At 64.1% G+C, this 12,154-nt stretch carries 8 protein-coding genes; 7 read left to right on the top strand and 1 reads right to left on the bottom strand.

Going from position 1 to position 12,154, the window contains the following annotated elements; genetic code table 11:
• A complete protein-coding gene (locus tag BLS60_RS07455) occupies nucleotides 1-711 on the bottom strand; it encodes an SIMPL domain-containing protein (RefSeq protein WP_092366404.1) in 711 nt (236 codons plus the stop codon).
• 215 nt (nucleotides 712-926) lie between these two features.
• Between BLS60_RS07455 and BLS60_RS07450 the strand changes: the two genes are divergently transcribed.
• The 7 genes from BLS60_RS07450 (at nucleotide 927) to BLS60_RS07420 (ending at nucleotide 12,144) form a co-directional block, all read left to right on the top strand.
• A complete protein-coding gene (locus BLS60_RS07450; RefSeq protein WP_070880801.1) occupies nucleotides 927-2,186 on the top strand; it encodes an ATP-binding protein in 1,260 nt (419 codons plus the stop codon).
• 63 nt (nucleotides 2,187-2,249) lie between these two features.
• Complete coding sequence (locus BLS60_RS07445) at nucleotides 2,250-2,810, top strand: response regulator transcription factor (RefSeq protein WP_070880686.1); 561 nt, start codon at nucleotides 2,250-2,252, stop codon at nucleotides 2,808-2,810.
• A gap of 115 nt (nucleotides 2,811-2,925) precedes the next feature.
• A complete protein-coding gene (locus BLS60_RS07440) occupies nucleotides 2,926-3,867 on the top strand; it encodes an AEC family transporter (protein WP_070880687.1) in 942 nt (313 codons plus the stop codon).
• A 388-nt stretch (nucleotides 3,868-4,255) separates the two neighbouring features.
• Nucleotides 4,256-5,035 (top strand): YfaP family protein, encoded by a 780-nt coding sequence (locus BLS60_RS07435; RefSeq protein WP_244153382.1) that lies wholly within the window; start codon nucleotides 4,256-4,258, stop codon nucleotides 5,033-5,035.
• A gap of 169 nt (nucleotides 5,036-5,204) precedes the next feature.
• Nucleotides 5,205-6,848, top strand: coding sequence for a DUF2138 domain-containing protein (locus BLS60_RS07430; RefSeq protein WP_092366401.1), 1,644 nt, complete (start codon nucleotides 5,205-5,207; stop codon nucleotides 6,846-6,848).
• A gap of 161 nt (nucleotides 6,849-7,009) precedes the next feature.
• Nucleotides 7,010-7,618, top strand: coding sequence for a DUF1175 domain-containing protein (locus BLS60_RS07425; protein WP_092366399.1), 609 nt, complete (start codon nucleotides 7,010-7,012; stop codon nucleotides 7,616-7,618).
• The gene (locus BLS60_RS07420) at nucleotides 7,615-12,144 is read left to right on the top strand and encodes an alpha-2-macroglobulin family protein (protein WP_092366396.1); all 4,530 of its coding nucleotides are present in this window, start codon (nucleotides 7,615-7,617) and stop codon (nucleotides 12,142-12,144) included. The genes BLS60_RS07425 and BLS60_RS07420 overlap by 4 nt, the downstream gene beginning before the upstream one ends.
• The last annotated feature ends 10 nt before the right edge of the window (nucleotides 12,145-12,154 follow it).

The following is a 12,154-nucleotide window of genomic DNA, read 5'->3' as shown; positions in this document are numbered from 1 at the left end:
TTAGGGCATCTGCACTTCAATAACGCCATCGGCATTCATGGTCACTTGGCTGGTGCCCGCTTCAACGTCTGGTGTCACGCTGTCGCTGGCGAACGACGCGGCCTTCATGGCTTCCATGCGCATCGGCGGGCGCACGAAGCCGCCACTGTTGAGGTTCAGGCTGACCAATTTGTAGGTGCTGCCGCCCAGGGCTTCGGTGGTCAGCTGCGCGCGTTCCTTGAAGGCTGCTACGGCATCCTTGATCAGCGCGTCCTCTTCTTTCTTACGCGTGGCGTCAGCGATGCTGAAGCTCATGCCGCCCATCTTCAGCGTCTTGAGCATGTCACCGGTCAGCTTCGACAGCGCGGCGAAATCGGCGCTTTCCAGGCGGATTTCGGCGCGCTCGCGCCAGGCACTGATTTGCTCGCCTTTCTCGCTGTAGACCGGGTAGCTGTTGCGGCTGCCCTGGGACACCGTCACGCCCTGCACACCGCGAGCCTGGGCCAGGCCGGCGTTGAGGGTGCGGGTGATTTCCGCAGCCAGGGCGGCGGGGTCCTGGTTCTGAGCCTCGGTGTACAGGGTCACCTGCATCAGGTCATGGGCCACTTCATGGCTGACCTGGGTGCTCAGGGAAATCTGGTTGTAGCGCGGCTCTTCAGCATGGGCGGTGACGCTAAGCAGGCCGGCGGTGGTAAACGCCAGGGCGGTGGCAAGGCGGGACAATGGCTGCATGGTGATTCCTTATCGATGACAGATACGGCTATCGGCCGCGTTCATGAGAGTAGACGAGCCGCTTTGCCGACTCGGGTTAACGCTCGTTGAAAAAACTTCAGCTATCTGACCGCGGGCCAGCCACGGCGATCCCACCGCTGCGGCGCGTTGCCGCAGCGGCGCATCGGTGGGCTTGGTTATACTCGTCAGGCTCGCTGACGAGCAGAGGAATGTTGATGCTGGCCCCCGTTCAGTTGTTGTCCGCCAGTCGCCAGAATCTCTGGCGTTTGACCCTGATTCGCTTCCTGGTGCTGGCCGCTCAGGCCGGTTCGGTCGGCCTTGCATACAAGTCCGCGCTGCTGCCGTTGCCCTGGCTGCAGCTGAGCATCACCCTCGGCGCCTCGCTGGTGCTGTGCCTGCTCACCGCACTGCGTCTGCGCGGGCCCTGGCCGGTGACCGAGGTCGAATACGCGATTCATCTCGGCCTCGACCTGATCATCCACAGCGTGCTGCTTTATTACTCGGGCGGCTCGGCCAACCCGTTCGTGTCCTATTACCTGGTGCCACTGACGATCGCGGCGGCGACCCTGCCGTGGCTGTTCAGCGTGATCCTCGGCGGCATGGCGCTGGCATCCTACACCTTGCTGCTGATGTGGTCGCATCCGCTGGAACTGCCCGTCGGCCCGCGTGAGAGCCTGCTGGTGTACGGCATGTGGCTGAGTTTCGCGTTGGCAGCCGCGCTGATTATCTTCTTTGTCGCCAAGATGGCCGAAGAGTTACGCCAGCAGGAAAAACTGCGCGCCGAACGACGCGAGGAGGGCATGCGCGATCAGCAGCTATTGGCAGTCGCCACCCAGGCCGCCGGCGCTGCACACGAACTCGGTACGCCGCTGGCGACCATGAGCGTGTTGATCAAGGAGCTGCGCCGCGAGCACCAGAACCCGCTGTTGCAGGAAGACCTCGGGCTGCTGCAGGAACAGGTCAAGCTGTGCAAGGAAACCCTTCAGCAACTGGTGCGTGCCGCTGAAGCGGAACGCCGTCAGGCGGTCGTCGAGATGTCGTCGGTGGACTGGCTGGAAACCACCCTCAATCGCTGGCACCTGATGCGGCCCGAGGCGAGCTATCGTTACGAGTGCCTGGGCGTTGGCAAACCGCCACAGCTGATGCCACCAGCCGACCTGACCCAGGCGCTGCTCAACCTGCTCAATAATGCCGCCGATGCTTGCCCGGAGAATCTGGAAATCGGTCTCGGCTGGGACCACCAGTGGGTGCGGCTGACCATCCGCGACTATGGCGCAGGGGTGCCCCTGGCCATTGCCGAACAGCTGGGGCGGCCGTTCTTCACCACCAAGAGCAAGGGCAAGGGATTCGGCCTCGGGCTGTTTCTCAGCCAGGCCAGCGTGAGTCGTGCCGGCGGCACAGTGAAGTTGTATAACCATGAAGAAGGCGGCACGCTCACCGAGCTCAAATTGCCGCGAGCCTATGCCCGGGTCTGAGCCTGCTGGCAGCGCAGCCTTGCTGAGAAGCGCAGGCCGCGAACCTGTTTTAAGGAGTGACGTATGAGTGACGAAGCGCTGTTGGAAAGCGAAGAACAACCTCATCTGCTGCTGGTCGATGATGATCCCACGTTTACCCGGGTGATGGCGCGAGCCATGAGCAGCCGCGGCCTGCGGGTATCGACTGCCGCTTCTGCCGAAGAAGGCCTGGCTGTCGCCACTCAGGACCTGCCGGATTACGCCGTGCTCGACTTGAAGATGGAAGGCGACTCCGGCCTGGTGCTGCTGCCCAAGTTGCTGGAGCTGGATGCCGAGATGCGTGTGGTGATCCTCACTGGCTATTCGAGCATCGCCACCGCGGTGGAGGCCATCAAGCGCGGTGCCTGCAACTACCTGTGCAAGCCGGCAGACGCCGATGATGTGCTCGCGGCGCTGCTGACCCAACACGCCGACCTCGACACCCTGGTGCCCGAGAACCCGATGTCGGTGGATCGCCTGCAGTGGGAACACATTCAGCGCGTACTAGCCGAGCATGAAGGCAATATCTCGGCCACTGCCCGCGCCCTTGGTATGCACCGGCGTACCCTGCAGCGCAAATTGCAGAAGCGCCCCGTTCGCCGCTGAGTGGCGCTAGCGCGGAAGGTTGCGGCGGCTGAAGCTTTGCTATCATTAGCAGCCTATCGACGAGCCTGAACGCAGGCTCGTGTTCGGTCGCCACCTTTCTGCATCCGGGACTTCCATGCTCGCCGTGCTTCAGCAAACACTCGGCATCACTGCCCCGGTCTTCTCCATGCTGTTTCTCGGCGTGCTGCTCAAGCGGCTGCGCTGGATCAACGACGGCTTCATCGAAACCGCCTCGTCGCTGGTGTTTCGCGGCACCATGCCGACGCTGCTGTTTCTCAGCATCGTCAAGGCCGATCTCGGCGCTGCGCTCAAACCCGCGTTAATCGGCTATTTCGTGCTGGCCACGCTGATCAGCTTCGCCATCGCCTGGGGCTGGGCGATCTGGCGCTGCCCGATGGCCGATCGTGGCATCTACACCCAGGGCGCTTTTCGCGGTAATAACGGGATTGTCGGCCTGGCGCTGGCCGCCAGCATGTATGGCGACTATGGCCTGTCGGTCGGGGCGGTGCTCGGCGGGGTGGTGATCGTTTGCTACAACGTGCTTTCGGCGGTGGTACTGACGGTTTATGCGCCCGGCGTGAAGTCCGACTGGCGCGCGCTGTGCAAGGGCATTGTTACCAACCCGCCGATCATTGGCGTGCTGTTGGCCATTCCGTTCGCCTATTGGCAGATTCCGCTACCGCAGTGGGCAATGGTGTCTGGCGAGTACTTCGCGCAAATGACCCTGCCGCTGGCGCTGATCTGCATCGGCGGCACGCTATCGCTGACCTCGCTGCGCGAAAGCAGTGGCGTGGCAGTCGGCTCCAGCCTGATGAAGATGGTCTGGTTGCCGCTGTTCTCGACATTGGGTGCCTGGGCACTGGGCTTTCGCGGCGCGGACCTGGCCATCCTCTTTCTCTACTTCGCCAGCCCCACCGCCGCCGCCAGCTTCGTCATGGCCCGCGCGATGAATGGCAACTACCAACTGGCGGCTGCGATCATCGTCATCACCACGCTGGCGGCGGTGGTGACCACCAACGTCGGGTTGCTGTTGCTGCAATGGGCAGAGTGGATCTGATCAGCCAGACGGCTGGCAGACGAGAGCGGGCGTGTCGAAAGCCGAAAGCCACCCTGCAAGAATCGCTGCTTCGGCCTTCCGTCGTGCCTCACCATTGTGATCAGGTACCGATTTGCAAATGCCACGATTGTGAGTTGCCAGGCAACTCGCTAGCATTCGCGGCTTGCGTGTAACTTCATGTGACACTGCCACTCAGGTCGCCGTCGACCTGCTGTCCATGAACGCGCCTTGTCGCTTGCGATGAGCCCAGGATGTGAAGTGCAGGAGCCAGGTTCTTCAAGCCTGAGCGAGGCACAAGGAGTGCAGTGCAGTGGTTCATCCGTTTTCGCGACACGGAGCGCATCGACGTGCTCAGGCCAGTGCCTGGCTGTCGATTCGCGTGCTGCTCCTGTGCACTTTGCTCTCGCCGACCATTTCCGGGGCTGATCCCGCCGTTTCCCTGCAAGGCCCGAGCGGTGGCTGGCGCTACCACGGCCTCAACGAGGGCGACAATGAAGCGCGTGTCGCCTACCCGACGCCGCCCATTGATCGCGGCGCCCAGCGGGGCCGCAGCCTGATCGAGGGCACCCTGCAGGACATCGGCCCGTTGCGCCCGCCCCATCGGCTGGTGGTCAACGGTAATCCACTGCCGTTGTACACCGACGAGCAGGGCCGCTTCGCCCGGCCCTATGCCTTTGGCGCCGGCTCCAACAGTGTCGAGCTGGTGGCTGGCGAGGGGCAGTCGCTCAAACGCATTCAATTCTATGAAGCCAACAACCTGCGCACGCCAGCGCGCATGCGCATCGTGCTGGGCTGGGACGATCCCAAGGCCGAGCTCGACCTGCACGTGGTCACCCCGGATGGCCAGCACGCGTTCTGGAGCCATCCGGTACTCACCAATGGCGGCGGCCTGGATGTCGACAGCGTCGACGGCCCCGGCCCGGAAATGTTCACCATGACCGCGCCGCTGCAGGGCACCTACCTGATCTACGTGAATTACTGGGGCAACCTGGGCAGTGGTGGTTACAACTTCGAGGCTGGCAGTAACCAGAACGAGATCATTACCGCGCAGATCAACCTGATCTTCAACGAGAACACCGTCAACGAGAAGCGCGAGACCTTTCTGGTGCCACTGCGCGCCATCGGCGAGCTGCTGTTCGTCAAATCCTTCAATTATGCAGGCCGTTGAAAAACGTGAGCGAGGAAGTCAGCGCAAGGCAAAAACAGGCGAAAAAGCGGAGTGTACGAGTAGTACATGAGTATTTTGAGGCTGTTTTTAACGCCGCGATGGCAACGCAGATAGTTTTTCAACAGCCTGACATCGATATCCCGATGCTCGAATGAACTGGGGTTTTGTTATGAACCGGATGATTACCGCCCACCTGCCGCGCCTGTCCGTTCTGGCGCTGGCCGTGCTGCTCGCCGCCTGCGGCCAGGACTCGCGCGAGCTGGGGGAACGCAGCACCCTGGGCCTGGATCTGCAACGCCCCGATGCGCTGATCGAGAGCGCCTCGCTCAGCCGCCTGCCCAAGGATCTGCTGGCGGTGCCGCTGCTGCGCGATACGCTCACCGAAGACTTCGTCTTCTATTACGAGCACAACGCCGACCGCCTCGGGCTGGTTGGCAGCCTGCGGCGGATCGTCTACGAGCGCGACCTGAAGCTGCGTGACAACCTGCTCGACGAACTGCTCGACCAGCCCGCGGATGTCGCTCTGTGGAAGGGCGCCGATGGCAAGCTCAAGCATTTCCTGATGGTCATGCAACGTGGCGGTCTGGCCAAGGTGCTGGAGCCGCTGGCCCACATCGCCCTGGACGATAGCCAGTTGAAACAGGCGGGTGAGCTGCACGTCGATGGCAGCAGCGTGCCGCTGTATCGACTCAGCTACCTGGGTGACCGCGCATTGCTGCTCGCCAGCCATGGCGACAAGCTGCTGGTGCTGTCGTCGCCCGGCATGCTGTTCGGCGACGACGACAAGCTCGGCCGCGACGCGGTGGCGTCGGTGGAATCTCTGCTCGACGGCGATAGCCCGTTTGCCAAGCGCTTCGGCCTCAAGGCCCGCGAGCAGGAGCAGCAGCGTATTTCGCTTAGTGGCGAGTATGTGGCGCTTGGTTACCAGCGTTTCTTCCCGGCCTTCGCTGGGCTGCGCTTCGAGAAGGGCGAGGCCGGCTGGAGCAGCTTCCTGGCCCTGAACGAAGTCGATGACCAGCCGCGCCTGGATTTCACGCCGATCTGGAAAGCCATGCCGATGGGCGCCAGCGCCTGTGTAGCGGTTCCGGTGGCGCCGGGCAGTGCCGAAAAACTGTTGGCACGTGTCGGCGCTAGCAGGGCAGTCAGCAAGGATCTGGAAAAACGCCTGGGCAGCACCGCGGGCCTGTGCTGGTATGCCGATTCACGACTGCATTCGCCCTTGCTGGTGACCCACCTCGACGAAGCCGTCACGCCTGAGCTCGATCAGGCCATCGGCGGGTTGTTCGACGGCATGATCGGCGCGTTCGAGCCGAATGCCGAGAACGGCCGCTTCCCGGTGGAAAGCCAAAGCATCGCCGATGGTCATATCTGGCGCCGCCAGGTGGGCTCCAACTTCGGTCAGTACCCGGCCGAAGACAGCAATACTCCTGACGCCCTGGTCTCCCGCGGCTTCTTCAACGTGAGCCTTGCACGTCAGGGACAAGCATTGCTGTTCTCCCTGGATGACCGGTTGGTGGACAAGGCCCTCGATACCCTCGGCAAGCGCTTCCCGCCGCTTGCCGAAGTGCTCCCCTCCGCTGGCCTGGTGCCCGGCTACCTGGCTCCCGAAGGCCTGTCGCAGCTCCTCGAACAGGAAACTCTGGACAGCCTGCCGACCAACTACGAGCCGGTATTCCGCAACGCCGCCGATACCCACCTGCTGCCCAAGCTGCGTGCACTGGGCAACTACGGTCCGTTCGCGCTGACGTTGCCGGCAGACACCGAAGCGGATGACGACTGGAAGTGGGTTCCACTCGAATGGCGCTCCCTGTGAAAACCCACCCAGAGGCTGCTGCGCGTCGGCCCTGCTGCGTTAAAAACAGGCTCGGAATGCTCATTTACAAACTCGTAAACTCCGCTTCCTCGCCTGTTTTTGCCTTGCATGGCTCTAGCTCACGAGCCCCTGGGCGGGTTGCAACTATCGCACTGCTCGTCATGTTCATGGCGTTGAGCCTGGCCGCGCGCGCCGAGCAGGCGCCCGGCCTGAACCCCGAGCAGTCGCAGATCTTCCGTGCCTGGTTCGTGCGTATCGCCCAGGAGCAGCTGCGCCAGGGACCGAGCCCGCGTTGGCACCAGCAGGATTGTGTTGGCCTGGTGCGCTTCGCCGCCAACGAAGCGCTCAAGGTGCATGACGCCAAGTGGCTGCACGCCAATGGCCTGTCCAATCGCTACCTGCCGCCGGAGCTGGAACTGGACGACGCCCAGCGCCGTCTGGCGCAGAACTGGCAGCAGGGCGGTGGCCAGCAGGGCCCGTACGTCAACGCGATCAAGATGATCCAGTTCAACAGCCAGTTGGTCGGTCGCGATCTGAACCAGGCACGCCCCGGCGACCTGATGTTCTTCGACCAGGGCGATGACCAGCACCTGATGATCTGGATGGGCCGCGACATCGTTTACCACACCGGCACCACCACTCCCACGGATAACGGCATGCGTGCCGTCAGCCTGCAACAACTCATGACATGGAAGGACACCCGATGGATACCCGACGACGCCAACCCCAACTTTATCGGCATCTATCGACTGAATTTCCTCGCGCGATGAATCGCTTGCTGGCTGTCGCGCTGCTGGCCCTGTTGCCCCTGGCTGCCCAGGCCGAGGATGACGTGCCGGCGAGCGGCTACACGCCGCTGGCCGGCGAGTCGTTCTTCCTGCTTGCCGACTCGAGCTTCGCCGCTGATGAAGTGGCCACGGTGCGCCTCGAGGCGCCAGGCCGTGATTACCGCCGCTATCGCATGGAAGGCTACGGCGGCGTGGATATGCGCCTGTACCGCATCGAGCAGCCGCTGGAATTCCTCAAGCGCCAGAAGAACCTGCACCGCGTGGTCGCGGAGGGCCAGTTCAAGGGCGAGGGGTTGTCCAACACCCTGTCGTATCTGTGGGACAACTGGTACCGCAAATCCCGTCGGGTGATGCAGCGAGCGTTCTCCTACGAGTCGCGCAAGCAGGTCACCGAAGAGGCGCCGGAGCTGAAGATGGGCAGCGCCATCGCCGCGCCCACCGAATACACCCCGCAGGTGCAGTTTGCGCCGATGAAGGGCCTGCCGCTGGTGGCCGAGTTCCGTTACCCGCTGTGGGAAGCCAAGCCTATCGAGCCGCCTCAGGGCGTTGACCTGTCCGGCTCGTCGAGCAACTTCGTCAGCGTCGCCTCGGGCAACGTCTACGTGCCGCTGGGCAAACTGGAGCCCGGCCTGTACCTGGCCGAGGCGATCATCGGCAAGTACCGCGCCACCACCGTGGTGTTCGTCTCCAACACCGTGGCGGTGAGCAAGATCGCCGGTGGCGAACTCCTTGTGTGGACGGCCGACAAGCACCAGGGCACGCCGGTCGCTGGCGCGCAGTTGTTGTGGAGCGATGGTCTGGGCGTGATGACCAGCGGCAAGACCGACGCACAAGGCTTGCTGCGCCTCGGCCATGCCAGCCCGGAGCGCTCCTACGTGATCGGCGAGGACGCCCAGGGCGGCGTGTTCGTCTCCGAGAACTTCTATTACGACAGCGAAATTTACGACACCAAGCTGTACGCCTTCACCGACCGTCCGCTTTATCGCCCCGGCGATTGGGTCGAGGTAAAGATCGTCGGCCGTGAGTTCAAGAATGCCCGCGACTCGGTGGCCGCCGGCACTGCGCCGATCAGCCTCAGCGTGCTGGATGCCAACGGCACCGTATTGCAGACCCAGAAGCTCGACTTCGACAGCGCCCGTGGCGGCCAGGGCCGCTTCCAACTGCCGGACAACGCCGTGGCCGGCGGCTACGAGCTGCGTTTCGCCTACCGCGACCAGTTGTACAGCAGCGCCTTCCGCGTCGCCGAGTACATCAAACCGCACTTCGAGGTGTCGCTGGACCTGGATAAACCGGACTTCCGCACTGGCGAGCCGGTCAAGGGCGCTCTGGTGCTGCTCTACCCGGACGGCAAGCCGGTGGTCGATGCCAAGGTGCAACTGAGCCTGCGTGCCCAGCAACTGTCGATGGTCGACAACGAGCTGCAGTACCTCGGTCAGTTCCCGGTCGAGCTGGCCAGCAGCGAAGTCAGCACCGACAGCCAGGGCCGTGCGCTGGTCGACTTGCCGGCCGCCGACAAGCCGAGCCGTTACCTGCTCAGCGTGTTCGCCAGCGACGGCGCCGCCTACCGGGTCAAGACCAGCAAGGAAATCCTCATCGAACGCGGTGCTGCCCGCTACCGAGTGAGCGCGCCGCAGCGTTTCAGCTCGGCCGGTCAGGCGGTCAGCTTCTCGTATCAGAGCGAAGGCACCAGTGAACGTAAACCGGCTCGTTACGACTGGGTGCGCCTGGAAGACCAGAGCACCGGTAACGGCGAGTTGGCGGCGGATGCCAAGGGCTTCGCGCTGAACTTCGAGCGCCCCGGCACCTACAGCATCACGCTCAAGGACAGCAGCGGCCTGATTCTCGGCGCCACCGGCCATTCGGTCAGTGGCGAGGGTGTCAAATCCGTCGCCGGCACCATCGAGATCGTCCTCGATAAAGCCGAATACCAGGCCGGCGAAGAAGCCTTGGCGCTGATCACCTTCCCGGAGCCCGTCAGCGATGCGCTGCTGACCCTGGAGCGCGACAAGGTCGAGGCCACTGCGCTGCTCTCCAAGGGCGGCGACTGGCTCAAGCTCGAGCGCCTGTCCGATACCCAGTACCGCGCGCGGATTCCGGTCGGCAACGATTTCTCGCCGAACATCACCTTTTCGGCGCTGTACACTCGTGGCGGTGACTACAGCTTCCAGAACGCCGGCATCAAGGTCGCCACGCCGCAAATCGACATCGCCATCAAAGCCGACAAGGACGTTGTGCAGCCGGGTGAACTGGTCACCGTCGAGCTGAGCACCCTGTTCGAGGGCAAACCGGTGCCGACGCGCCTGACGGTCAGCGTGGTGGACGAAATGATCTACGCCCTGCAGCCGGAAATCGCCCCGGGCATCGACCAGTTCTTCTATCACCCGCGCCGCAACAACGTGCGCACCAGCGCCAGCCTGTCGTTCATCAGCTACGACCTCGCGCTGCCCGGCACGCCGAGTGCACCGGGCCGGGCCAACCGCAGCGAACGGGGCGTGAAGGTGCTGGAGCGGCCACGCCGCGAAGAGATCGACACCGCCGCCTGGCAGCCGGATCTGGTCACCGATGCCAATGGCAAGGCCAGCTTCAGCTTCCGCATGCCGGACTCGCTGACCCGCTGGCGCATCACTGCTCGTGCAGTGAGCGCCCAGGGCGAAGTGGGCCAGAAACGCCAGTTCGTGCGTTCGGAAAAGCCGCTGTACCTGAAATGGAGTGGCCCGAGCCGCTTCCGGGTCGGCGACAAGCCGGCGCTGGGCCTGTTCGCCTTCAACCAGGGCGAGGAGGGCGCCAAGGCCGAACTGCTGATCCGTCATGGCGAGCAGGAGCAACGCCGTGAAGTGACGCTGGCCAAGGGCATCAACTACCTGCCGGTCGAGGAGGCGGTGATCGCCGCCGGCGACTTCCGCGCCGAACTGCGTCAGGCCGACAAGGTGGCCGACGCGTTGGCCGTCAGGCTGAGCACGGTGGCAGCGGGCTGGCAGCAGGTGCACAGCACGCACGTCTCGGCATTCCCGGGCAGCACGCCGCTGCAATTGCCGGCCGATGCCAGTCAGGTGCAGCTGCACGTGGCCGACAGCGGCGCCGGTCTGTTCAACGCTGCGCTGGATGACCTGCTCGACTACCCCTATGGCGGTGTCGAGCAGACCGCCAGCCGGCTGCTGCCGCTGAGCCTGGCCTATCCGGCGCTGGCCGCTGGCGAGCCGCGCATCAAGGATCGCCTGCGTCTGATCATGCAGAACAGCCGTTTGCGCCTGGTACAGATGGCCGGGCCGGAGGCGACCTTTACCTGGTGGGGCGGTGATGCCGATGGCGACGCCTTCCTGACCACCTACGCCTATTTCGCCGACTGGCACGCCAGCCGCGCCCTGGCCATTCAGTTGCCGGCCGAGCACTGGCAGCGCGTGCTGGAGCTGTATGCCAAGCGCGCCCAGGACACGCCGCTGCTGCAGCGTGCGCTGATCATCGCGTTCGCTCGCGATATGGGCTTGCCGGTGAAAACCCTGATCGAAGGCCTGGTGTATGACCTGGCCGCGGCAGGCGAAGGTAATGAAGTGGTGCTTGGTGAGGGCGACAGCCTGGTGATGGCCGCGCCGGATTCAGCGCTGGGCCTGGCGATTGCCCGCGAGATGGGCGTGCGGCTGGCGCAGCAGAACAATGTGCCGGTGGCGGATGCGCTGCAGGGGCAACTCGACGCCGCGCGTCGCCGCCTGGCCGAGAGCCAGTCGCCGTTTGTGGCTGCCGTCGGCCTGTACCTCAACGGCCCGGATCGTCAGCGCGCGCAACGCCTGCTTGGCGAGCTGGCACCGGCTCAAGCGGGCCTGGAACGCGCCCTGGCGCTGACTTGGCTGCAGCCGTCGTTGGACCTGCGCAGCACGCAGCCGACGCTGGCGCTGGAAGGCGACTGGCAGGCGGTGGAAGGCACCAGCGGCGAGAACTATTGGCAATGGAACGGGGCGCAACCGCCCCAGGCACTGCTGGTGGCAGGCGATCTTGATCAGCCGAACGACGTGCGCCTGGATTACCGGAGCGCCCAGGCCGCACCGAGCACTGTGCCGGTTACCCTCAAGCGCCGCCTGTTGCGCCTGGTGCCAGGCGACAAGGCGTTCGAGTTCCGCGCCGAGGAAGTCGGCAAGGACGAGATCTCCAGTGCCGACCTGTACCTGGACGAAGTGACCCTGAGTAGTGAATCCGAGCAGACCCTGCGTTACGGCATGCTGGAAGTACCATTGCCACCGGGCGCCGATGTGGAACGTACCACCTGGGGCATCCAGGTCAGCGGCCTAGCCGGCGACGAAGCGTCTGCGCTGGAGAAGGCCCGCAACGAGCCAGGCGAGCTCAGCTACGCGGTGCCGGTGGACAGCCTGCAGGGCGAGCTGGTGCTGCGCCACCTGGTGCGCTTCTCGCAGAAGGGCGAATTCGTGCTGCCGCCAGCCCGCTACGTGCGCCTTTACGCACCGGGCCAGCAAGCACTGGAAGCCGAGCCGGCCCTGCAGAATGTCACCGTTGAGTAAGCACGACCTG

It is taken from the genome of Phytopseudomonas seleniipraecipitans (assembly GCF_900102335.1).
Lineage (GTDB): Bacteria > Pseudomonadota > Gammaproteobacteria > Pseudomonadales > Pseudomonadaceae > Aquipseudomonas > Aquipseudomonas seleniipraecipitans.
This window is presented reverse-complemented; position numbering and strand designations above follow the sequence as displayed.

Excerpts from the sequence above, each read along its gene's own strand:
- BLS60_RS07455 (WP_092366404.1), bottom strand. The coding sequence starts at position 711 with ATGCAGCCATTGTCCCGCCTTGCCACCGCCCTGGCGTTTACCACCGCC.
- BLS60_RS07450 (WP_070880801.1), top strand. The coding sequence starts at position 927 with ATGCTGGCCCCCGTTCAGTTGTTGTCCGCCAGTCGCCAGAATCTCTGG.
- BLS60_RS07445 (WP_070880686.1), top strand. The coding sequence starts at position 2,250 with ATGAGTGACGAAGCGCTGTTGGAAAGCGAAGAACAACCTCATCTGCTG.
- BLS60_RS07440 (WP_070880687.1), top strand. The coding sequence starts at position 2,926 with ATGCTCGCCGTGCTTCAGCAAACACTCGGCATCACTGCCCCGGTCTTC.
- BLS60_RS07430 (WP_092366401.1), top strand. The coding sequence starts at position 5,205 with ATGAACCGGATGATTACCGCCCACCTGCCGCGCCTGTCCGTTCTGGCG.
- BLS60_RS07425 (WP_092366399.1), top strand. The coding sequence starts at position 7,010 with ATGTTCATGGCGTTGAGCCTGGCCGCGCGCGCCGAGCAGGCGCCCGGC.
- BLS60_RS07420 (WP_092366396.1), top strand. The coding sequence starts at position 7,615 with ATGAATCGCTTGCTGGCTGTCGCGCTGCTGGCCCTGTTGCCCCTGGCT.